We start from the raw sequence: 26,580 nt of genomic DNA on the forward strand, positions 1-26,580 counted from the left end.
TTATATCTCTTACTTAAATCAAATAGCCGTATATGTCGGATTTTAATTTAATTGATATCGTTGACTTGCTGGGAAAGGCCCAGGATTCCGGAGTAAAAATATCCTATGATGAAAACGACCTCGTTGTAAAAGTTAACAAGGATAAAAAAGTCGATAGCAATCTGCTGAAAGTGCTGAAGGATAACAAACATCACCTGATCACTTATTTCAGGCAATATCATCAGCGTACAGCTGCTGCAACAGATGTGGCCATCGTGGCGGATTCCGGAAGAACAGCCGGAACGCCTATACCGCTTTCCTTCAGTCAGGAACGGTTATGGATTATTGATCAACTGGAAGGCAGCGTGCAATACCACCTGCCGGCAGCTCTGCGGTTGGAAGGTGCCTTGGACCGCAAGGCGCTGGAAATGGCGCTGAGAGAGATTGTGAACCGCCACGAAATTCTGAGAACAGTTATCCGTGTATCCGGAGATGAAGCCGGCAAGCCATGGCAATATGTTATGGCAAAAGATCAGTGGCAGCTGTCAGTGGTCGATGGAACCGCATATGCCAATGATAATGCCGTATTAAAGGAAACAATCAATCACTACGTTTCCATTCCGTTTGATCTCGCTAAAGATCATCTGTTACGCGCGCAGCTGATCATCCTGAAAGAAGAAGTACATATACTGGTATTAACACTACATCATATCGTGTCAGACGGCTGGTCAACCGGCATACTGGTCAGCGAATTACAGGAATTGTATGATGCTTACGTATCCAACAGGACTCACCAGCTGCAACCACTGGAAATTCAATATGCTGATTATGCTATCTGGCAACGCAAACACCTGAGTGGTGCATTGTTACAGCAACAGCTTGACTACTGGAAAAAACAGCTGTCAGGTGTAGCGCCGATGGAACTGCCACTGGATTATGTAAGGCCTGCGGTACAGAGCACAAGAGGTGCCACGCTTCATTTTACAATAGATGGTCAGTTGTCTGACCAGTTAAAGCAGCTGTCGCGGCAGGAGGATGTGACGCTGTTTATGACGCTGCTTGCGGCTTTTAAGGTGTTGTTATACCGTTATAGCGGACAGGAAGATATCTGCATAGGCAGTCCGATCTCCGGCAGAACAAGGGCTGAAATGGAAGGACTGATCGGTCTTTTTGTCAATACCCTGGCCCTGCGCAGCGACCTGAGTAATCATCCTACTTTTATATCATTACTCGGGCAGATAAAAAATACCACTTTAAGTGCTTATGATCATCAGCAGATACCACTGGAAAAAATAGTGGAATCGGTGGTCAAGGGACGTGATCCGGGCAGAAACCCATTATTCCAGGTGGCATTTGCATTGCAGAATACACCGCCGGCCAAAGATGGAAGCGTCGGAAGTCTGTCATTGTCTGAAGAAAAAATCACCAATGACAGTGCAAAGTTCGACCTGTCGCTGGTGATGGAGGAAACCGCTGATGGCCTGAGAGGAAGTCTTGAATACTGTACAGATCTTTTTGAAGAACAGACGATCCACAGAATGATCGGGCATTTCAGGCAGCTGTTGATCGCCATATTACAGGCGCCGGATACCATGATCAGTGTGCTGCCGTTGCTCACTGATGAAGAGCGGCAGCAGGCTTTGGCGAACTTTAACAATACCGCTGTAGCTTACGCAGATGATCAGTCTGTGCCTGCATTGTTTGCGGCACAGGTACAGCAAACGCCGGATGCGGTAGCAGTGATATTTGGAGAAGCGGTGCTGCATTACAAAGCTCTCCATGAACGTTCTAATCAGCTGGCCCATTATCTCGGCAGCAAAGGTGTGCAGAAAGGTAGTCTGGTACCGATTTGTATGGAACGTTCACTGGAAATGATGGTAGGTATCCTGGCTGTTCTGAAGGCTGGTGCGGCTTATATGCCTTTGGATCCGGCTTATCCGGCAGAAAGGATCAGCTTCATGCTGGAAGAAAGCAGGAGTAATCTATTGCTCACTACCACCGCATTCAACGAGCGGTTCACTACAGAAAGGCCGGAAACGGAACTGGTATTTTTAGACAAGATGCCCGAACTGCTGGAAGGCCAGCCGGTAGCGGCTCTTGATACCCTGCCTTCACCGCAGGATCTGGCATATGTGATGTATACGTCCGGCTCTACCGGCAAGCCCAAAGGCGTGCTGGTCACCCACCGGAATATCACCAGCCTGGTATTACAGCCTAATTATGTTTCTCTTAAAAATACAGATGCGATCTTGTCTGCAGGATCGCTGGCTTTTGATGCCACTACTTTTGAATACTGGGGCACGCTGCTGAATGGCGGCCGTTTGGTATTGAGTGCAGAAAACAGCCTGTTGGACAGTGCTGTGTTCAAGCAGGAACTATACAGCAAGGAAGTAACGGCGCTGTTTATTACCACCAGCTGGTTTAATCAGCTGGTAGATACTGATATTACTGTGTTTGCACGGCTTTCCGCCATACTTACGGGAGGAGAGAAGATGTCTGAAAAACATGTGGAGCGTTTCCGGCAAACCTATCCGGATATCAGCATCAGTAACATCTACGGCCCTACGGAAAACACTACTTTCTCTTTAAGTTATCATATCAACAGTCAGGGGCTTACCGCTAATACACCCATCGGTGTGCCGTTAAATAATCGTACAGCCTATGTACTGGATGCTGCTCAGCAGCTGGTGCCAGTAGGTGTGGCCGGAGAACTGTATGTGGGAGGTGATGGGCTGTCACTCGGTTACCTCGACCGGCCTGAACTGACCGCAGAGAAATTTATTCCTGATCCATTCAGTAAAGTGCCTGGAGCCAGATTGTATCGCACCGGAGACCGGGCACGCTGGCAGCCGGATGGTAATATCGTTTACCTGGGCCGTGTGGATGATCAGGTGAAGATCCGCGGCTACCGCATTGAACCTGGAGAAATTGAAAGTGTATTACTGTCTTATGAAGGAGTAAAGCAGACGATTGTATTGGTGAAGTCGGATGCGACTGGCCACAAACGGCTGGTAGCCTATGTTGCGGCTGATAACGATTTTGATAAAGATGCCGTACTGGCAGATCTTAAAAGCCGTTTGCCTGAATATATGGTGCCGGCTGTATTGACAGTGCTGGATCTGCTGCCGCTGACAGCCAATGGCAAGATCGATAAAAAAGCATTGCCCGAACCGGTGTTGCAGAGCGCTGCAACTGCTTATGTTGCGCCTCGTAATACGATGGAAGAAGTGCTGGCAGGTGTCTGGAAAGATCTGCTGGGCGTACAACAGGTAGGGATATACGATAATTTCTTCGAACTGGGTGGAGATTCCATTATCACGATACAGATAGTAAGCCGCCTCCGGCACGCGGGCTATGAGTTACAGCCCAGAGACTTGTTTGTACATCAGCATATTGCCGGACTGGCAGCACATATGATGGCGAAGCAGGCCAGTGCGGTAACCGGTGAACAGGGCGTACTGACCGGCGTCAGCGGACAACTGCCTATTCAACAATGGTATTTTAATGTTGAAGCGGAAGATATTTCCCATTTCAACCAAAGTGTGCTACTGGGCATCGATAAAAGCGTTACTGTGGCTACATTGGCACCGGTTATCAGAAAGCTGATGGCATACCATGATGCACTGCGTTTTATTTATCATCACGATGGAGGCCAGTGGGAACAGGAATATGGAACCTATGAAGGCAAACTGGATGTGGCAGACCTCCGCACGGTTCCACAGGAACAGCTGCCGGCAGCTATAACAGCCACCTGCAACGAGTTCCAGGCCAGCCTCGATATCACCAGTGGCATTCTGGTGCGCGCAGTACTGGTGCAGACACCTGATGGGGAAGCCGCCAACCGTTTATTTATGGCCATACATCACCTGGCTATCGATGCGGTGTCCTGGCGTATCCTGCTGGAAGATATGCAGCAGCTGCTGCAGGGACAGGAGTTGCCATCAAGGAAAAGCAGTTCCTACCGCCAGTGGCAACAAGCGCTGGTAACATACGGTGAATCCCGCCGTGGACAGGCACAGCTGCCTTACTGGGAAAAAGTGATGCAGAAAAAAGTGCCGCTGAAAACCGATCATATATTTGAAGGGGCTATAACGGCAGCGGATATGGGAAGTTATAGTGTCAACCTGACACCTGATCTGACCCTCCGTTTACTGAAGGAAGCACCAAAAGCTTACCATACAGAAATTAATGATATCCTGCTTTGCGCGCTGGCGTTGACACTGGCAGACTGGAACCATGCGTCTTCTGTCGTGATTGGCCTGGAAGGGCACGGCAGAGAAGACATTGCAGCAGGCATAGATACCAGCCGTACAGTAGGTTGGTTTACCAATCTGTTTCCGGTACTGCTGGAAGTGGAAACCGGCAGCCCTGCGGGTCATACGCTGAAATCCATTAAAGAACAGCTGCGGAAAATAACCGATAAAGGTATCGGTTTCGGGGTACTGAAATATCTCCAAAAAGTACCTGCCTTACAAGGAAATGATCCATGGGATATCGTTTTTAACTATCTCGGACAATCAGACAACCTGAAAGATGAAGCCGGATTGTTCAGTGGTGCATCGGAATCCTCTGGAGAAGATATCGCCGCCGGATACCCAATACCGGAGAAACTGAGCATCACCGGGCTTGTAAAAGAAGGAAAACTATTCCTGGATTGGAGCTATAGCCGCAAACATATTAACGAAGACAGTATAGCACAACTTGCAACCAGTTATGCATCGCATCTGGAACGGCTGATCGTACACTGCGCATCCCTGCCGGAACCTGTTTTTACGCCTGCAGATTATGGGCTGGGTGCCGTTATTTCCAACGAGGAACTGGACAGTTTCCTGGATGCTACCTGGAATGGTGCTCCCCGTCGTAATCAAATCAGCGGATTGTACCGCCTGAGCGGATTGCAGGAGGGGATGTTGTTTCACAGACTGTATGCAGAAGAAGGAGGTACCTATACGGAGCAAATGGTAGTGGAACTGGAAGACTTGCAGGTAGAAGCTTTTGTGAAAAGCTGGGACCTGTTGCTGCAGAAACACACTATTCTCCGCACAGCCTTTTATTACGATCAGTTTAGTATACCGGTGCAATGCGTATACAACAAAGTGACGTTGCCGGTGGAGATACTGGACTATTCGCATCTCATTAAAGAAGAACAGGACCACCTTTTTGAAGAATTTAAAGTGGCTGACCTGCGTCGTGGATTTGATTTTAATGAAGCACCCCTGATGCGTTTGACTTTGGTTCGTCTCAAAGACAATCACTTCAGGATGTTATGGACATCTCACCATATCCTGCTGGATGGCTGGTCTCTGCCTATATTGGTAGAAGGATTGCTGAGCAACTATGAAGCAGTGGTAACCGGCAGTCCGTTACCATCAGCAAAAGAAGACCGCTTCGAAGATTATATCCGTTATCTGGAACGCCTTGGTGATGAACAGCCGGAACAATACTGGAAGCAGTATCTGAGTGGACTGGAAGAAGCTACGCTGCTGCCATTTATCGGCGCTACTACAGCCCGTACCAAAGGGGTGGGTGCCTACAGCAGCAAAAAACTGTTGCTGGACACTACAACTACGCAACAGTTGTCATACTACGCACAAAAAAATCATATTACAGTCAATACGCTTATGCAGGGCGTGTGGGCGTACCTGTTATATTCCTATACAGGCCGCCGCAATGTGGCCTATGGTGTTACGGTATCAGGCCGTCCTGAGAACCTGGCCGGTGTAGAAAGGGGAGTGGGGTTATATATCAATACCCTGCCACTGCATGCAGAAATAGCAGAAAACAGCACGGTAGCAGCCTGGTTGCAGGAATTACAGGAAAGCCAGCAGCAAAGCAGGGAATATCAATATAACAGCCTGCTTCAGGTGCAACAGTGGGCAGGATTAGGCGGAGATTTGTTTGATACCTCCATTACGTTCCAGAATTATCCTGTCAATGAAGTGGTGAATGCCCAGAACTGGAAACTGAAAGTAAGCCATGTGGAATCACATCCACATACCAACTATCCGCTGACTATTATCATCAGTATCGCGGCGGAAACAAGCCTGTTGTTTGCTTACAATACCGCCCTGCTGGATGATCGTTATCTGGATGCCATGGCTGGGCATTTTAAACAGGTATTGCATCAGATCGCAGTGGAAGAAACGATCACGCTGAAAGACATTGATCTGTTGACCTCAGCGGAAAAACAGTCGTTGTTGAATACTGCCAGCGTCGATTATCCCGCACATACTACGATTACGGATCTTTTTGAGCAGCAGGCAGACCGTGTACCTGAACTGGTGGCGGTAAGATGCGACACGGCTGTGCTGACCTATGAGGAGCTGGATGCCCGGGCTTCCCGCCTGGCGCATTATCTGCACAGCAAAGGCGTTACCACTGGTACGCTGGTGCCTTTATGCATAGAACGTTCTACAGACATGCTGGTGGGCCTGTTGGGTATTCTGAAGGCCGGCGGCGCTTATGTGCCGGTGGACCCTGATTTTCCGGAAGAAAGAATCAGTTATATGATAGCAGACACCCGGGCCAGTGTGATAGTGAGTAGTGCGGCTTGTACCGGCAAATTGCCGCTGAACGTACAAAAACAAGTGATCGCACTGGATGCAGATAATAAGGCTATAGAAGCCATGCCTGCTACCAGGTTGCCACGGCACTATGTGCCTGGACAACCCGTATATGTCATCTATACTTCCGGTAGTACCGGCAATCCGAAAGGCGTGATGGTCACCCATCAGAACCTGATGGACTATGTATATGGCTTAAAAAATACGTTGCCGCTGGCAGACTGTCATTCGTTTGGATTGTTGTCCAGCATTGCCACAGACCTTGGTAACACGGTTATTTTCGGCGCGCTGGCCACCGGCGGAGCATTACATGTCTTTACAAAAGATGCTATCAACGATGCTGAACTGATCAGTAACTACTTTAAAGCACACCCGATAGACTGTATCAAAATTGTGCCTTCCCACTGGAAAGCCTTATCACTGCCGGGTAATTTACTGTTGCCCCGTGAGTTGCTGGTGTTTGGGGGAGAAGCATTGGATACTGGTGTCATAGAAATGATCCGTACCTCCGGAAGCAGCTGCACAGTGGTCAATCACTACGGACCAACGGAAACGACTATTGGAAAACTCATGCACATCGTACAGCCAGGTGCTGTTTACGAACAACAGATACCTATTGGAAAACCATTCTCCAATACACGCATTTACGTCGTGTCTGCCTCCGGTAAGTTATGTCCAGCCGGTGTTCCGGGTGAATTGTATATTGGCGGTGATGGCGTAGCAGCGGGTTACCTGAATCAGGAAACACTGACCAGCACTCGCTTTGTAACTGATCCATTCCGGCCGGAATCCGCTACGTTGCTGTATCGTACCGGTGACCTGGTAAAATACCTGCCCGATGGCAATATCCTGTTCCTGGGACGTGCCGATGATCAGGTGAAGATTCGCGGTTATCGCGTGGAGCTGGGTGAAATAGAAAATGTATTGGTGAGAAGTGGTCTTATCTCCCAGGCAGTGGTGCTGGCAAGGCCAGACCGCAATGGTGAAAAACGCCTGCTGGCCTATGTGCTGTCTGCCGGTGTATTTGACAAGGATGCTATGCTGGCATATGTCAAAAAAGAACTGCCGGACCATATGCATCCTGCTGTATGGTCTGTCGTAGAGGCGTTCCCGTTAATGGCCAACGGAAAGGTAGACAGGAAAGCATTACCAGACCCTGAAGATAGCCAGGACACACAACAGGGCTACGTAGCACCGGTAACAGCCACAGAAAAGAAACTGGCTGCTATCTGGTCGCTATTGCTGGAAGTAGAGCAGGTAGGTTTGTATGATGACTTCTTCGCACTGGGAGGACATTCCCTGCTGGCTATCCGCCTGATTTCCGCCATCCGTAAGGAGTTGGCGGCAGAAGTTTCTATTGGTGATGTATTTGATTATCCTACGATAGCAGCATTGGCTGCGCAGCTGATAAGCCGTACGCCGCAGGCCAGGGTACCAGCCCTTGTGCGCAGGGAAAAGCCAGCCCGTATTCCGTTGTCATTCAGCCAGGAAAGGTTGTGGTTTATAGACAGGATGGAAGGCAGCGTGCACTATCACGTACCATCTGTACTGCGTTTGAAAGGTGCACTGGACAAAGAGGCCCTGTCTGCAGCACTACAAACAATCGTTGATAGACATGAAGTGCTGCGCACGGTGATAGAACATGAAGATGAAAAAGCATGGCAGCGCGTACTCAGCGCCGACAGCTGGAAACTGCAGATTATTTCCAGTACGCCCATTGCAGCAAATGAAGCTGTTTTGCAGGAGTACATCAACAGCCTGATCAATACTCCATTTGATCTGCAACATGACTATATGCTGCGCGCACATCTGATTATCCTGTCTCAGGATGAATATGTGCTGGTGGTAAATCTGCACCATATTGCTTCCGATGCCTGGTCTACCAGCATCATCGTTCGCGAACTGGTGGAATTATATGCCGCCTATACGGAACATCGTACACCATCCCTGCCTGCACAGGAAATCCAGTACGCCGATTATGCGTTGTGGCAGAGAGAATATCTCTCTGGTGAAGTATTACAGGAAAAGCTGGGCTACTGGAAAAATAAGCTGTCAGGCACAGCTACCTTGCAGTTGCCTACAGACTATCCCAGACCTGCAGTACAAAGTACCAGAGGTGCCATGTATTCGTTTAGATTTGACCGTGAGTTGTCTGCAAGCCTGCAGTCTTTGTCACAGCAACAGGGTACTACCTTGTTTATGACGCTGCTGGCGGCCTTCAAGGTATTACTGTATCGTTACAGTGGTCAGGAAGATATCTGTATAGGTATCCCTATTGCAGGCAGAACAAGACAGGAAACAGAAGGACTGATAGGCTTCTTTATCAATACCCTTGCCCTTCGCAGTGATCTTTCCAATGATCCGGCCTTTACGACATTGCTGCAGCAGGTGAAACAGACTACCCTCGGCGCTTACGAACACCAGGAAGTACCTTTTGAAAAAGTAGTGGATGCAGTGGTAAAAGACAGGGATGTAAGCAGAACACCTTTGTTCCAGGTAATGTTTGTACTGCAGAACGCACCGGAAGGAGAGGCATTGAAACTGGGCCCTCTGGCGTTACAGCAGCAGGACATGACGCATACCACTTCCCGGTTCGATCTGAGCTGCTCCATGATAGAAGGCTCTGATGGCCTGATGGGTAGTATTGAATATTGCACAGACCTGTTCAGCGAAGAAACGATCAGCCGTATGCTGATGCATTTCGAGCAGTTGCTGCGCGCTGTGGCCGATGCTCCGTACACCGCTGTAGGTCAGCTGCAGATGCTGAGCCATGCGGAAGAAAAATATCTGCTGGAAGCGTTTAATAATACTGCCAGTGCTTATCCTGTAAGGGAAACAGTCGTATCGTTGTTTGAGTCACAAGTGGCCATGCGTCCGCATGCTACGGCCCTGGCTTCCGGTCAGACAACGCTCACCTATAAAACGTTACAGGAACGAGCCACTCAACTAGCGCATTACCTTCAGCATAAAGGTGTGACAGCAGGTACCTGGGTGCCTGTTTGCCTGGACCGCTCACCGGAGATGATACTGGCCATGCTGGCCATCATGAAGGCTGGGGCTGCCTATGTGCCTGTAGACCCGGCTTATCCGTTGGCCCGTATCCGTTATATGCTGGAAGATACCGGCGCATCAGTGATGATCACTGACAGCATTCACGGTAGCAACCTGCCGGTGTTGGATAATATGACTGTTGTCCGGATGGATGAAGACAGGGAGATGATCAACAAATATGTGCCAGAAGGCGTATTGCCTGTAGTGCGGCCCAATGATCTGGCTTATCTGATTTATACTTCCGGATCTACCGGCCTGCCTAAAGGAGTGATGGTGCCTCACAGAGGATTGAACAACCTGATACACTGGCATCAGTCAGCATTTAAGGTTACTTTCCATAGCAAGGCCACCGCAGTATCTGGTGTAGGCTTTGATGCCTTTGGATGGGAAGTGTGGCCGTATCTGGCTGCCGGCGCTTCTGTATACCTGCCGGATGAAGATACCCGCCTGCTCATGACTGAATTGATTGCACTGCATCGCAGGGAAGGCATCACCCATGCATTCATCTCTACTGCACAGGTACAGGAATTTATTCAGGCTTCAGCCAACAAAATTATTCCGCTGCAATACCTGCTGACTGGCGGCGACCAGCTGCCGGCAACAGATGTCAGTGGACTGGCTTATAAGGTGGTCAACAACTACGGGCCTACCGAAAATACGGTGGTAGCCACCAGCTATGAACTGGTAGCCGGTAATAAAGACCGCACACCTGTAATTGGCCGTCCTGTCAGCAATACGAGGATATATATCCTCAACCGGCAAGACCGTCTCTGTCCTGTAGGAGTACCGGGCGAGATTTGTCTGACCGGTGATAGCCTTGCTGCTGGTTATCTGAACCGCCCCGAGCTTACTGCTTCTAAGTTTGTAGCTGATCCGTTCAGCGATATACCGGAAGACCGGATGTACCGCACCGGTGACCTGGGCCGCTGGCTGGAAGATGGCACTATCGAATATCTCGGCAGGATGGATGAACAGGTGAAAGTGCGTGGCTACCGTATAGAACTGGGTGAGATAGAGAGCGCACTGGCTGCTTGTGAAGTGGTAAAACAGGCCGTAGTACTGGCCAGAAAAGGCCATGATGGCACCCGTCAGCTGGTAGCCTATATAGTAGCTGCTGCTAACTACGACAAAGCTGTTATACTCGATCATCTGAAAAGCAGACTGCCAGGGTATATGATACCAGCACTGTGGGTAGAACTGGACAAATTCCCATTGACTGCCAATGGTAAGATTGATAAAAATGCCCTGCCAGCACCGGATGAGAACGGACTGCTGACAGAAGAATACATTGCACCCCGCACGCATATAGAAGAAGTACTGGCAGATATCTGGCAGGAAGTGTTAGGCAGACAACGGGTAGGGATAAACGATAATTTCTTTGAAAGCGGTGGTAACTCCCTCCAGGTGATCCGGCTGATCGCGCTTATCAGAAGCCATCTGCAGGTAGAAGTACCTATCAAAACCATTTTTGCGCATGCTACCATCGCGCAACTGGCCGGTTGGTTAACATCAGCGGAAGGTCATCACAAAGCGGCACCAGCCATCTCTGTACAAACCAGAGGTGAAAGAATTCCTTTGTCCTTCAGCCAGGAAAGGCTGTGGTTCATTCACCAGCTGGAAGGCAGCATACAATATCATATCCCGCTGCTGCTCCGTCTCAAAGGTGGTCTGGACATCTCCGCGATGGAGTACAGCCTGCAGCAGCTGGTCAACCGCCATGAAGTGCTACGCACGGTGATGCAGGAAGAAGATGGTACTGTGTATCAGCATGTGCTGCCGCTGGATAGCTGGCAGCTGACTGTTATCGATGATCACACGGCTTATGCAGACGAAACAGCCCGGGAAACCTATGTTGGTGCGCTTATCCGCACACCATTCGATCTTTCCCGTGACCATATGTTGCGTGCACAGCTGCTTCGCTTCCAGGACAATGAGCACCTGTTGGTACTCACCATTCACCATATTGCGGCTGATGGCTGGTCTATGGGAATCGCCACCCGGGAAGTGATGGCGTTGTATAACGCCCGTGTGTCTGGCATCAAAGACAACCTGCCAGCGCTCACATTACAATATGCGGATTATGCCATCTGGCAACGAGCCCACCTGACCGGCGAAGTAATGGACCGCAAACTGTCGTGGTGGAAAAACAAAATGGATGGTGTAGCACCACTGGACCTTCCCACTGACTTTACACCGCCATCCACCATCAGCATGCGTGGCGCCAGAACAGGCCTGTCGCTGGACAAGGAACTGGGCCGGCAGCTACATCAGCTAAGCCGTAAGGAAGATGCTACCCTCTATATGGTATTACTTACTGCCTTCAATGTATTGATGCACCGTTATAGTGGGCAGGATGATATCAGTGTGGGTACTTCCGCTGCTGGTCGTACTCAGCAGGAAACGCAGGGGCTTATTGGCTTCTTTATCAATACCCTTGCCCTCCGCAGTGATCTTAGCAATAACCCTGCGTTTACAGAGCTGCTGCAACAAGTAAAACAAACCACACTGGACGCTTTCGAACACCAGGACGTGCCGTTCGAAAAAATAGTGGAAGCGGTAGTGAAAGACAGAGACCCGAACAGAAGACCGCTCTTCCAGGTGATGTTTGTGATGGACAATACACCGGCAGCACCGGAGTTTGACCTGCATCAGCTCACGCTTGTTCCGGAGGAGGTAACGCATACGACTGCACGTTTTAATATCATCTTCTCCATGACGGAAGACTCCGAAGGGGGGCTGCATGCGGGTATAGAATATGCCATGGACCTCTTCACCGAAACGACCGTGAAGCGGATGCTGGCGCATTTTGAAACATTACTGAAAGCCATCATCAGGCATCCGCAGGAAAAAATCGGCAGGCTGGCATTACTCTCCCCGGAAGAAGAAACACAGTTGTCTGCTACTTTCAGTGCTGCTACAGTGGCCTATCCAAGGCAACAGACTTTCATAGACTGGTTTGAAACGGCCACCAAACATGCGCCTGACAGAACAGCCCTCGCTTTTGAAGGACAGCTGCTTTCCTGGAGACAACTGGAACAACAATCTGCTTTGCTGGCACATTACCTGCGTAGCAAGGGAGTAGGCGCCAATGTACTGGTACCGGTATGTATAGACCGCTCACTCGATATGATCGTGGCAGTGATGGGCATCCTTCGTGCCGGCGCTGCTTACGTGCCTATAGAACCAGACTTCCCTGCAGAAAGAATTAAATACATGTTGCAGGATACGGGCGCTAAAGTGATGATCAGTCATAGTAATAACAGTCATGTACTGCCTGTGACAGAAGGTCTGGAAGTGATCTGCCTTGATAAGGAGCAGGCTAAACTCAACGCCTATACGACTACAGAAAGTCTGCAATTACCGGCGCCGGATCATGTTGCTTATGTGATCTATACTTCCGGTAGTACCGGAACGCCGAAAGGTGTGATGGTCACCCATCACAACCTGGCAGACTATATTGCAGGCCTGCGTGCGCATCTGCCGGTAGATCAATGCAATTCTTTCGGTCTGCTGTCCAGCATTGCTACAGACCTCGGAAATACCGTGCTGTTTGCATCGCTGTCTATAGGTGCGACGTTGCATTTGTTCTCTAAAACCACCATCAATGATGCACAGAAGGTACTGACCTATTTTGAAGATCATGCCATTGATTGTATCAAGATCGTGCCATCTCACTGGAAAGCCTTGTCTGAACCGGAACAACTGTTGCTGCCCGGAAAACTGCTGATATTCGGTGGGGAAGCCCTGGAAAGCAAGGTAGTGGAGTCTATCCGTGCTGCAGGCGCTGGATGTGTAGTGGTTAACCACTACGGACCTACGGAAACAACGGTAGGTAAACTGATGCATGTCGTCCGGGAAAATACGGCGTATGGTGCATTTATCCCGGTAGGCAGGCCATTCTCCAATACCCGCATCTATGTACTCAATCCGGAACAACAGTTATGTCCTCCGGGTGTGCCGGGTGAGCTGTACATTGGCGGAGAAGGTGTGGCAGCCGGATATCTGAACAATCCGGCGCTAACAGCAGAAAAATTTGTAGCAGATATTTTCTCTTCGGATAAAACCTCCCGCTTATATCGTACAGGCGATCGCGTTAAACTGTTGTCTGACGGTAATATCTTATTCCTGGGCCGTATAGACGATCAGGTGAAGATCCGCGGTTACCGCGTAGAACCCGGTGAAATAGGAAGGGTGTTGGAACAGGCTGATGGTGTAGGCAGGGCAGTAGTGATTGCTCGGGAAGATAGTAGCGGCAACAAACGTTTGCTGGGCTATGTTGTACCGGCTGCCGGCTTTGATATGGAAGGCGTATGGTCGTATATGCGTGCGCAGTTGCCCGAATACATGGTACCGGCTACTCTCATCGTGCTCGACGAATTCCCGATGCTGGCCAATGGTAAAATAGATAAAAAATCACTGCCCGATCCTGATAGGTCTGCAGAGGATGTTAACGGGTTTGCAGAGCCGGAAACAGCTGTTCAGAAAGGGTTGGCTGCTATCTGGTCTGATCTGCTGGAAGTAGAAAAAATCGGATTGGATGATGATTTCTTTGCATTGGGAGGCCACTCTCTGCTGGCTATCCGTCTTATTTCCGCCATCCGGAAAAAGATGCAGCTGGAAGTAATCATCGGTGATATATTTGATCACCCGAGTATCAGAAGTCTGGCCACATTGCTCGAATCCCGCAATACGGCTACAGACACAACAGCGCTCATCCGCCAGGAAAGACCTGCCAACATACCGTTGTCCTTTAGTCAGGAACGCCTGTGGTTTATTGACCAGCTTGAAGGCAGCGTACATTATCATCTGCCTACGGTGTTGCGTCTGAAAGGTAAGCTGGACAAAAAAGCACTGTCCCGCGCAGCACAGACTATCATCAACCGTCACGAGGTTTTAAGGACCGTGATAGAACAGGGTGAAGGCCAGTCATGGCAGCGGGTACAGGACAAAGACCGCTGGCAGATGGAGATACTTGAAGGTTCGCAATACAAAACAGATACCGCTGGCTTGCAAACGCTGGTGGAAGAACTGACAGCACGGCCATTTGATCTTACAAAAGACCATATGCTGCGGATGCAGTTGATTGTACTGGACGAGACAGAACATATACTGGTGGCTACTATCCATCATATCGCTTCAGATGGATGGTCTACCGGTATTATGGTTCGCGAGCTGGCAACGTTGTACGATGGTTATACCAGCGGCTATGAACCGCAACTGACGCCACTGGAGCTGCAATACGCCGACTACGCCATCTGGCAGCGGGAATACCTCTCCGGTGATATGCTGGACAAACAGCTGAACTACTGGCAGCAGAAGCTGTCGGGTGCCGAAGCGCTGCAGCTGCCACTGGATTATCCCAGAAGCGCCATACAAAGTTCTAAAGGCGCGACTACTTCGTTTATACTGGACCGTGAACTTTCCAAACAATTGCATACGCTGGCCCAGCAGGAAGGAGTGACCCTGTTCATGACGCTGCTGGCGGCATTCCAGGTATTACTGTACCGCTACAGCGGACAGGAAGATATCTGTGTGGGCAGCCCTATGGCCGGCAGGACAAGGCAGGAGCTGGAAGGGTTGATAGGCTTCTTTATCAACACCCTGGCCTTCAGAACAGACCTGAGTGGCAATCCTTCATTCAGCGCTCTGCTGCAACAGGTAAAACAAACAACACTGGAAGCCTATGCGCATCAGGAAGTGACTTTCGAAAAAATAGTGGACGTAGTGGTGAAAGACCGTGACCTGAGCCGCAACCCTGTCTTCCAGGTAGCCCTGGTATTACAAAACCTGCCGGACGTGCCCGAGCTGCGACTGGGATCACTGGAGATGAAGGAAGAAGGAGCAGACAACACTACCGCCAAACTCGACCTTACTATTATTTTCAGAGAAGGCCGTGAAGGCATCGGCGCCAGTGTGGAATATTGTGCAGACCTTTTCCATGCTGATACCATCACCCGCATGATGTCGCAATTCCGGCAGCTGCTGCAGGCGATTGTAACGGCACCGGCTACACGTGTAGCTTCCTTGCCGCTGCTGGACGCAGCCGATGAAAAACTGCTGCTGGAAGAATTTAATAATACAGCCGTGGCTTATCCGAAAGATAAGACCATCGTACAACTGTTTGCAGAACAGGTACAGAGAAGACCGGATGCTGTAGCAGTGCTGTTTAAAGACGAAGTATTGACCTATCGTCAGCTGGACGAATGGTCAGACCGTCTGGCACTTTATCTCCAGGATAAAGGCGTAACCGAAGAAATGATGGTGCCTGTTTGTATACCCCGCTCTCTGGAAATGATGGTGGTGATACTGGGCATCCTGAAGGCCGGCGGTGCCTACGTGCCACTGGACCCTGATTACCCCGCAGAAAGGATTGCCTTTATGCTGGAAGAAAGCAACAGTAAGGTATCCCTTACCATTAGCGCCTATGCCTCCCGCCTGGCTGCTGAAAGGCCGGAGATGGAACATCTCTGCATAGATCAGCTGCAGGACAGTCTGCCCGCTTATAAGCCGGCAGCGGTAAGCAACAAACTGAACGCCGCCAGTCTGGCCTATGTGATGTATACTTCCGGTTCTACCGGCAAACCCAAAGGTGTGCTGGTTACGCATCGCAACGTTACCAGTCTGGTGATGCAGCCCAACTATGTATCACTGAAGGAAACGGATGCGATACTTTCTGCCGGCTCCCTGTCATTCGATGCCACCACTTTTGAATACTGGGGCATGCTACTGAATGGTGGCCGCCTGGTATTAAGTCCGGAGAACAGCTTGCTGGATACGGAAGTGCTGAAACGCGAATTGTATGATAAGGACGTAACGGTATTGTTTATCACCACCGGATGGTTCAACCAGCTGGTAGATACAGATGTAACAGTATTCGGACGACTGCATGCTATCCTCACCGGTGGTGAGAAGATGTCTGAAAAACATGTAGTCCGTTTCAGAGCTGCTTATCCTGATATTAAAATCAGTAACATCTACGGACCTACGGAAAACACCACCTTCTCGCTGAGTTATCCTATCCATGAGAAAGGACTCACTGCCAGCACTCCCATTGGCAGCCCGTTGAACAACCGTACTGCTTATATCCTCGATACCTCCCTGCAGCCAGTGCCGGTGGGTGTTGCCGGAGAACTGTATGTAGGAGGCGATGGTGTGGCCCGTGGTTATCTCAACAGGCCACAACTCACAGAAGAACGTTTCATCCCACATCCATTCAGTAAAGTGCCCGGTGAAAGAATTTATAAAACCGGTGATATGGTACGGTGGCTGCCGGATGGCTCAATAGAATACCTGGGCCGTCAGGATGATCAGGTGAAAGTCCGTGGTTTCCGTATAGAGCTGGGCGAAGTGGAAAGTGTACTGCTGCAATGCAACATGGTAAGCCAGGCGATCGTAATAGCCAGGACCGCTGAAAACGGCTATAAACAACTGTTGGGGTACGTTGTACCTAAAGAAGATTTTGACCGGGAAACTGTGCTCGATTACCTGAAGGAAAAACTGCCGGACTATATGGTGCCTTCCAGATTAATAGCGCTGGAACGCCTGCCGATGAACGCTAATGGTAAAGTAGATAAAAAGGCATTGCCCGATCCTGATCAGTCTGCGGATGCAGAAAATATCTATGTAGCCCCTGTTTCCAAAACAGAAAAAGTGTTGGCGGAGATCTGGCAGGAACAACTGGAAGTTGTACAGATAGGTACAAGCCACAACTACTTTGAAGCGGGTGGAAACTCCCTGCTGGCCATACATCTGATCGCTACCATCCGTAAAAAACTGACCGGAGAAATTGCTATCAGCGACATCTTCGATTATCCTACTATCGGGGAACTGGCCAAAGTGCTGGACCAGCGTGCAGCTGCAAAAGCCATTGCACACGCAGGAAATCATACATCCGGCTTCGGTGGTAACCGTCATATACTTCAGCTTAATAAAGGTCTTCATGCAACACCGCTCTTTTTCCTGCCCGGCGGCAACGGTATCTGCGAAGGTTACGGTGCTTTGGGTGAAGCGCTGGAAGATACCGGTACCTTATACGGACTGCAGATGATGGGCATCTTTGAAGGAGAGAAACCATTCGACAACGTGCCTGCTATCGCTGCGCAAAATATCACATGGATGAAGACAGTGCAGCCTGAAGGGCCTTACCGCCTTATCGGCCACTCACTCGGAGGCCAGGTAGCTTATGAAATGACCCGGCAGCTGGAAGAGAAAGGCGAAAAAGTGGAAGCACTCTTTATCCTCGATACACATGTAGCGCCTAAACGAACTTTCCTGGAAAATGATGCCTTGTATGAATCACTGCTGGAAGCATTTGAAGTGTATAAAATTGCTTCCAAACCTTACCCTGAATGGGCGAGGGCGCTGAAACCCGCAATGGCCGGACTGGAGCCTAAAGCGGTGATCCCGTTTGTGCTGGACTATCTGAAGGAACATGTAAAAGAAGAAAAGGAACATCTGGGATTTGTGATGCGCATGTTTGATATGGCCGCGCACAGCCTCTTTATGGAGTATACGGTAGCCGGCAAGGCAGATACCCTGCTGACACTGATCAAAGCCGCCGCCAGACCAGGAGAGGACAGTGATGCAAGCCTGGGATGGGCGCCGTTTGCGACCCGTTCACATGCCTGCATTGCACCCGGTGATCACATCTCCATGACTAAAGAGGAGGGAGCCGCTGTAGTGGCCGCCCACATTAATGAACAACTTAACAATGACCATTAAACAAACCATACATCTTTATTCACTCTAAATGAAATCCATGAGAATTTCTAATTTATTTGCAGCTTGTATTCTTTTAGCAGCTGTTGTTTCCTGTAAAAGAACAGAAACAACACTGCAGGCTAATGCCCCGCAATCAGTAGAGGGCGTTGTACCAAAATCTGTAATTAATGCACAGGTCTATGAAATCCTTAAAAAAACCGGTGGCTTCGACTGGAAAATGGTAAATGACAATGTTGTCTGGAGTGCACTGGTACAAAGTGACAGCATTTTGTCCGTAGGTTACCAGCCTGACGGTACAGCAGACATCAGCAAACAACTTGATAGAATTGATGTCAACAGCTCTGCCTGGACAGCTGCCCGTCAACAGGTGCTGAACATCATCCTTGAAAATGAACAGGGCAAAGGCAACAAACTGGAGAAAAGTCCCGTTACCTACCAGTCTGCCAAACTGCCTGTTTTGTACGTAAAAGCCAGCCGCCTGGCTACTGTAAAAGCGCTCCGTGCATCCAAAATGGTACGCTATGCAGAGCCAGTAGGTTATGGACGTAACATGCAGGTAGCTCCTGCCAGCAGTGGCGCTGCCTCCGGAACTTCTATTTTAACGTTTGGTTGTGACTCCAACCTGCCCAAATCCACGCTGGTACCAGGTGTAGACTATACCACCATTACACCGAATGCTAAACAGTCCTGGAACTATTCTATTCACAACATTCCCCAGGCCTGGACACAGTCTACTGGCAGTGGCGTAAAAATAATGCTCATTGATACCGGTGTAAGTCCTGATCAGGCCAACCTGGGCAGTGCTTTCAACCAGGGTGCTTCCTCAGGCAGAACGATCACCAAAGTGGCCACCTGGCCCGGAGGTACGCCTGCAGACGTTTGTGGCCATGGTACTAAAATGGCGGGTGTGATTGCATCTCCACGTGGTGTAAACGGCGCCAGTGCGGGTATTGCGTATAACAGCAATCTGATTGCCGTACACGCCGCTGAAAATGTGGTGATCATGTCCACAGAATCTGTACAGGGTGTCGGTGATGCTTATGTACTGGGTGCTGATGATGCCAATGTAAAAATTATCAGCATGAGCATGGGCTCACTCTTTTCTTTCGGCCATATAACCGATGGTATCCAATATGCTTACAGTAAAGGAAAACTGATGTTCTGTGCTGCAGGTACCACCAACTCTACCATCGGACCCTGGCTCGGTGTTATTTACCCGGCTACTATGCCGGAAGTGCAGGCTGTAACAGGTGTGAGAGACAATTTCACTACTCCTTGTGAAGACTGTCATTTCGGAAGAGAAGTGGCTTTCACTATTGTGATGGAAAAATCAACTACCGGTGTTAATCCGCTGACTACTGCCTATACAGGAGATGCGCCTAATACAGTAGGTGGTTCTTCTGTGGCAACAGCCAGTTGCGCAGCGATTGCAGCCCTTGTATGGAGCAAGTATCCTTCTTATCCAAGAGATAGCATTGTAGCCAGAATGCAAAGAGCTGGTTCCAACTACCCGCTTAAAAACGGTCAGCTGGGATGGGGCGTTGTAGATGCTCAGAAAGCAGTAGGAAACTAATTTTGTTTAAGTGGTCATCCTGGAACGAGGTGCCTTCCCGTTGTAACGGCGGGAGGGCACCAAGTCCCTGAACGATTATTTTTGCGTTGTTTTTTGTTTCTTCTTAAAAAATCCTCTGAATAAAAAATTGTGTTGCAATGCTTCCAGGTCTTCCTTTAGTTTAATACTGGCAGTATCCAGGTTGCTGATCATGCTCTTCAGTTGCGCGCCGGTGGCTTCATCATGCAGTAGTACATTGGGTACGTTGTTATTGCCGTTATTTAGTTCATCGCTGGCTCTTTTCAGGTTGGCAGAAAATGCAGCCAGGGTATCCATGGTTTCCTGCAGCCTGGCTATGCTTTTGTTGATCCTGGCATAACTGACAGTATCTGCCAGCAGGTTGTTGATCGATGATCCTTCTTTATTAAGACGATGAGAGAAGTCAGAGAAATTGTTCATCATTTTGGGAGTACTGGCGGAAGCACTACGGATATTGGTGATAGCATTCCTGGCATCACTCAGGCTGTTCTGTAAATTGATGGCCATCGTGGAATCATTGAGCAGTGTGGTGATCGCGCCTTTACCAGTTAATATTCTGTGGCTGATTTCCTTGAGATTGTTGGTGATTTGTAGCAGATTTTTACTGCTGGAATCCAATACGTTCATCATATCATTTCCGCTGTTGCCTCCTTTAAGATAGCCGTCGTCTGCTATCAGCGGAGCTTTGGGAGTACCATCATAAATGATGATGATCTTGTTGCCGATAAGACCATCTGTGCCGAGTTTTACTTTGGAGTCGTTGTGAATATGTTTTCTTGCTTTTTTTTCGATGCTCATGATGACCAACACGCTTCCTTCATTTGTCAGATCAATATCTTTAACGATACCAATTTTGACGCCTGCAATCCAGATATTGTCTCCTATTTTCAGTCCGTTGACATCCGGTAACACCGCCCGGGCGTGAAACTTGTTTTCAAACGATTTGTGCAGGCCACCAAGCGTCCATATGCCGGCCGCGATGATGGCGAGTGCAATCATCGAAAAAAGCATCACTATCAAGAGGTGTTTATTCATGTATCAACAATGAAATTGTAGTCGTAAAATTTCCTCGCTTCTTCATCTCCTTCTGCAAATACTTCTACAAAAGACCCTTCCCGGTTGAATTTTCCGTCTTGAATCAGTGCCATTCTGTCGCCGGTGGCTTTAGCGCAGGTAAGATCATGGGTGATGATCACCGAGCTGGTCTTGTATTTTTTCTGTCCTTCATTAATTAGTGTAATGATGTCTCCACTGGTGACCGGATCAAGCCCGGCGGTAGGTTCATCATATAACATGATATCTGGTCGTAGGATCAGCGTGCGTGCCAGCCCCACCCTTTTTTTCTGACCACCGGACAGCTCTGACGGCATTTTGTTACCGCTGTCCTCTAATCTTACATGTTTGAGTACTTCATTGATCTCCTCGTCAATTTCTTTCCTGCTGAGATTGGGCTTGTTTCTAACCAGTGGAAATTCCAGATTTTGTTTTACAGTCATGCTGTCATATAATGCGCTGCCCTGATAGAGAAATCCTATTTTTAACCGTAGCTCCTGTAATTCTTTAGCATTAAGTTTATCGACCTCTTCACCGGCTACCTTGATGGTACCGCTATCGGGTTTGAGCAGGCCCGCAATCAATTTTATCAATACTGATTTTCCGGCGCCCGAACGTCCCAGTACTACTACATTCTCTCCTTTGTACAAGTCCAGGTCCATACCCTTCAATACATCCAGCTCATCAAATGATTTGTAGAGTCCTCTTATACTGATCACAGTATCTTGTTTGTCAATATTTACGGGCTCTTTTTTCATGGCATTGGTTTAATGGACATAAGCAGGTCTGATTTGATTGACGACCTGTACAATGATCATCTCTTCAATAAAAATCATGAACATGGAAATAACCACAGCAGTATTGGCCGCTTTACCTACGCCCTGTGTGCCTTTTTCTACAGTAAATCCCTGGTAGCAGCCGGTGATACCAACTGTAAAACCATAAACCACCGATTTAAAAAGTGAAGAAAAAACATCCAGAAAGGATATGCTTGAAAAGCCGTGCTGGAAAAAGGCAGCAAAGCTGGTATTCTCGTGCTGATGCACATTGAGATAGGCCCCCAGCAATCCTACAAAGGCCATATAACTTACCAGCATAGGGGTCATGATGGTAGTGGCTACCACTCTGCTCACCACCAGAAATTTAAACGGGTTGGTAGCAGATACTTCCATGGCTTCAATCTGCTCCGTTACCTTCATGGAGCCCAGTTCAGCCCCTATGTTGGAACCCACCTTGCCTGCTACGATGAGAGAGGTGATCAGCGGCGCCAGCGCTCTTATGATTGCAATGGCAATAAGGCCCGGTAGCCATGAAGTGGCGCCAAACTCTGCCAGCGAAGGCCGTGATTGTTTAGTGAATACTACACCGGTGATAAATCCGGTCAATGACACCAGTGCCAGCGATTTATAGCCAACATTGTAACACTGTCTGATCGTTTCCCTGAATTCATAGGGAGGCCGGAACACCTCTGCAAAAAAACGAAGGATAAACCGGCATACATTGTATATGTCGGTAATGAAAATAGTGAGCGGCTTATTGTAAAAGGTGTATTTGGGTTGAGCGGATTTCATACAATGATAACAGTAAGTATAGAAGGAAAGTTCCGCGGCAGAACCTGACATACCAACGGCATGTATCTTGTGGCCCTTTCTACAGAATGGTGGCTGGTCTTCATCAATGTTAAAAGAAGTGTATGAAGCAGTATAACAGTAAACAGGCTGCTGCGTTACAATCGTTGTCGGAAAGCCTTCTGGCACATTACAAAAAAGGGCGGCTATTAAAGGATACAAAGAGCACTATGGATGCATTGTACCGCGTTATTCCGTATCACGATTGGCGTTATTATATAAAGAGCGATCCTGTTTTAAGTGACTATGAATATGATGGATTGTTTGCCTGGCTCAGGCAGCTGGAAAAGGAACATCCTGCGCTGGCAAAGTCAGGGTCACCCGTGAAGAAAGTGGCCGAAGGCTTAGGTTCTGCGCTCTCTGCGGTTAAGCACAAAGTGCCGATGTTAAGTCTGGAAAATACCTATAACACACAAAACCTCGGAGACTGGATTACTAAAACCAGGCAGGTCACACATCATGAGTCTGCTTATTGCCTGGAGCCCAAATTTGATGGAACAGGCATTTCCCTGATATACGAAAACGACAGACTGCTCCGCGGAGCTACACGAGGAGATGGTGCCGCCGGAGAAGATATTACCGGCAACATCCGGAACATCGCTTCCATCCCTGCATCTGCGCCCTTTGCTGCTTTGGGGATTGCTACCATAGAGATCAGGGGAGAAGTATTGATGAGTAAAAAAAGTTTCGCATCCTTTAATCAGGAACGTATCGCACATCAGTTGCCGCCTATGGCCAACCCGCGGAATGCTGCTGCCGGCACTTTACGCATGATTCATCCGGAGGCCGCCGCACAAAGAAAGCTAGAAGCGGTATTATATCATGTCAGTTATTATACGATGAAGAAAGGGCGTCCCGCGCCGGCTGCCCTTAAAACACAGGCCGGCACGCTGGACCTGCTGGCTAAACTGGGATTTGGTACACCCGCTGCACAGAAGAAGGTCGTCACTTCCATCCGGGAGGCTGTTCGTTATTGCCAGTCGTTTGAAAAGAAAAGGGATTCGCTGCCATATGAGATAGACGGTCTGGTCATCAAAGTTAATGATGCCACTGAACAGCGATTGTTGGGCATGACCAGCCACCACCCGCGCTGGGCCGTTGCTTATAAATTTAAGCCCAGACAGGCCAATAGCAAACTACGGAAGGTTATATTTTCTGTGGGTCGCATGGGCGCTATTACGCCGGTGGCTAAAATAGACCCGGTAGCGATTGGCGGTGTAACGGTTTCTTCTGTTTCTCTTTTTAATGAGAAGTTGATAAAGGACAAGGATATTCGTGTAGGCGATACCGTTTTAGTGGAACGGGCAGGTGATGTGATTCCTTATATTGTTAAACCGGTAACGGAAATGAGGAAGGGAACGGAGACGAATATACGCTTTCCTTCAAAGTGCCCTGTTTGCGGGCATGCGCTGGAAAAGCCCTTCGGCGAACAGATATGGTATTGTGTGAATATCAACTGCCAGGCCCAGGTGCTGGAACGGATCGTTCATTTTGCGAGTAAGGATGCGATGGACATTACAGGCATGGGAGAAAGCCATGTCCGGGAGTTCTATGAGCAAAAGCTGATAAAAGACATCCCTTCCATCTTTGAGCTGAATGAGCGCAAGGTAGCTGCTTTGGAAAGATGGGGTAAAAGATCAGCGTCCAATTTAATAGGCATGATAGAGCGGGCCAGACATCAGCCTCTACAGCGTCTCATCTTCGGGTTGGGCATTCATTATGTAGGTCTTACCACGGCGAAGGTATTGGCAAAAAAGGTAGGCTATCTGCCGGACCTGGCCCGGAAAAAGCCGGCAGACCTGAGAGGAGAAGGAATAGGCCCGAAGGTGGCCGAGAGTATCAGCCACTTTTTTGCAGACAAGGAAAATATAAGATCGCTGAAGAAGCTGGAACGTTTGGGCGTAAATATGCATGCTGCCGGACATCGTGCGAAAGCAGATGATACCCTGAAAGGAAAAACATTCCTCTTCACTGGTACACTCGCCGGGCTCACCCGCGGTGAGGCTGCCGAAATGGTGGAACAACATGGTGGACAGGTGCTCAGCAGCGTATCACATGCACTCAATTATCTGGTGGTAGGAGAGCATGCCGGCAGCAAACTCACCAAAGCCAGTGAAAACAAAGCCATCAGGTTATTGCAGGAAAAAGATTTTCTGAAGATGGTTAAACCACCAGCACGTCGTTTATCAGGTTCCCGAAAAATTAAAATACGTTTGCCATGATCCAGACTACTGAAAATACCATCAAACAAAATGCTACGGTAGCCCGTCTACTGCATCATATGGCTTCCGGTTACAAATACCTCGGCAACCAAGAACGTTTTCGTGCCATCGCTTATGAAATCGCGGCCCGTACCGTCAACAACCTGCAGGCGGATATCTCCGCCTATGCAGAAGATAAAAAAGCATTGGACCAATTAAATGGGATAGGCTCCAGTATTGCAGAAAAAATCATCGAATACCTGAAAACAGGTAAAGTAAAAAAATATGAAGAGCTGAAGCAACAAATCCCGGAAGAGCTGCTGGATATGATGGATATTACCGGATTTGGGCCGGCATTGGTGAAAGTATTACATGAGCAACTGGGCATCAACACCCGGGCTGAGTTGTTAAAGGCTATTGACGAAGGACGGCTGGAAGGCATTAAAGGCTTCGGCAACAAAAAAATTGAAAACATAAAACGCGGGCTGCATCTTTTTGAAGAAGCCCAGTCCCGCCTGTTGTTATGGGATGCGCTACTGGCAGGGAATAAAATCCTGCAGGCCATACGGCAGTTCCCTGAAGTCCGTAAAGCCGAGCTGGCGGGCAGTGTGAGGCGTGGTAGGGAAACGGTGGGAGACATTGATATCATTGTAATGGCCACTTTAAAAGACCAGAAAAAGCTGGCGGATAAAATACAAAAGCTGCCAGGTATCGTTCGTATACTGGCAGGAGGAGATACTAAGGTCAGCCTGTTGCTGCAAAACCAGACCCAGGTGGATGTCCGTATCGTGACAGAAAATGCCTATGGCGCGGCGCTGTTGTACTTCACCGGTTCAAAGGAACACAACGTCCGCCTGCGCATCATTGCCAGAGAGAAGGGCTGGAAGCTGAATGAATACGGCCTCTTTGACCTGAAGACAGATAAATACCTGGCTGGAAAAACAGAAGAGGAAATGTACCGGTATATAGGGCTGCAGTTCATTCCTCCGGAGCTGCGGGAGGATAAAGGGGAAATAGACCTGGCAGCCAAAAACAAATTACCTGTCCTGGTGACACTAAAAGATATCAAAGGAGATATGCACCTGCACAGCAAATGGAGCGATGGTGAAGAAGAAATAGAAGCACTGGCCCGTTATGTGATGAAAACGTTTCCGCAGTACGAATATCTGGTAGTAACAGACCATTCTCCCAGTGAACGGATATCACATGGTTTGGAACCGGATGATTTTATACGACAGTTCAGAGAGATAGACCAGGTGAACAAAAAAATAGGACGTGACTTTATCAAAAAAGGCGTGGAAGTGGATATACTGGCGGATGGTCAGCTGGACTTACCGGATGATCTGCTCGAAAAATTCGATTGGGTGGTAGCTTCTATTCATAGTGGTTTGGCACAGGATAATACCCAGCGGTTGCTGAAGGCTTGTGAACATCCTGCTGTCAACTGTATCGGGCATCCTGGTGGCAGGCTGGTAGGCACAAGGGATGCTTATCCGGTCAACTGGCGCCAGCTGATAGACAAGGCGGCCGCCACGGGCACTGCGCTGGAGATCAATGCGCAACCTGGCAGAATGGACCTGCAGGACGATCTCGTGAAAATGGCCATAGATAAAGGTGTGCAGCTGGTGATCGATACCGATGCGCATGCCAAGATGCATTTCGATCTGATGCAGCTGGGCGTAACGATTGCCAGGAGAGGGTGGTGTAAAAAAGAGGATGTCCTCAATACCATCTCCTGGCGGGAGGTAACAGCGCTCCGCAATAAAAAAATTAAAACAAAACGGAAGCATTAA

General features: G+C 48.9%; 7 protein-coding genes. 4 read left to right on the plus strand and 3 right to left on the minus strand.

The window, feature by feature from the left end:
- The first annotated feature begins 32 nt into the window (after window positions 1-32).
- Complete coding sequence (locus tag DF182_RS27100; RefSeq protein WP_113618887.1) at window positions 33-18,314, plus strand: non-ribosomal peptide synthase/polyketide synthase; 18,282 nt, start codon at window positions 33-35, stop codon at window positions 18,312-18,314.
- A gap of 37 nt (window positions 18,315-18,351) precedes the next feature.
- Window positions 18,352-19,887, plus strand: a complete 1,536-nt coding sequence (locus DF182_RS27105; RefSeq protein ID WP_161964283.1) for a S8 family serine peptidase — start codon at window positions 18,352-18,354, stop codon at window positions 19,885-19,887.
- A 75-nt stretch (window positions 19,888-19,962) separates the two neighbouring features.
- Here the strand turns inward: DF182_RS27105 and DF182_RS27110 are convergent, their stop codons facing one another.
- The 3 genes from DF182_RS27110 to DF182_RS27120 are packed head-to-tail and all read right to left on the minus strand — an operon-like array spanning window position 19,963 to window position 22,529.
- The gene (locus DF182_RS27110; RefSeq protein ID WP_113618889.1) at window positions 19,963-20,940 is read right to left on the minus strand and encodes an MlaD family protein; all 978 of its coding nucleotides are present in this window, start codon (window positions 20,938-20,940) and stop codon (window positions 19,963-19,965) included.
- Window positions 20,937-21,716, minus strand: a complete 780-nt coding sequence (locus DF182_RS27115) for an ABC transporter ATP-binding protein (protein ID WP_113618890.1) — start codon at window positions 21,714-21,716, stop codon at window positions 20,937-20,939. The genes DF182_RS27110 and DF182_RS27115 overlap by 4 nt, the downstream gene beginning before the upstream one ends.
- A gap of 9 nt (window positions 21,717-21,725) precedes the next feature.
- On the minus strand, window positions 21,726-22,529 hold the full coding sequence (locus tag DF182_RS27120) for an MlaE family ABC transporter permease (RefSeq protein ID WP_113619745.1): 804 nt from the start codon (window positions 22,527-22,529) through the stop codon (window positions 21,726-21,728).
- Window positions 22,530-22,651: 122 nt separating this feature from the next.
- Between DF182_RS27120 and ligA the strand changes: the two genes are divergently transcribed.
- Window positions 22,652-24,808, plus strand: a complete 2,157-nt coding sequence (gene ligA, locus DF182_RS27125) for an NAD-dependent DNA ligase LigA (RefSeq protein ID WP_113618891.1) — start codon at window positions 22,652-22,654, stop codon at window positions 24,806-24,808.
- Window positions 24,805-26,580, plus strand: a complete 1,776-nt coding sequence (polX, locus tag DF182_RS27130) for a DNA polymerase/3'-5' exonuclease PolX (RefSeq protein WP_113618892.1) — start codon at window positions 24,805-24,807, stop codon at window positions 26,578-26,580. The genes ligA and polX overlap by 4 nt, the downstream gene beginning before the upstream one ends.

The sequence above is a fragment of the Chitinophaga flava genome (assembly GCF_003308995.1).
In the GTDB taxonomy this organism is placed as follows: Bacteria; Bacteroidota; Bacteroidia; order Chitinophagales; family Chitinophagaceae; genus Chitinophaga; species Chitinophaga flava.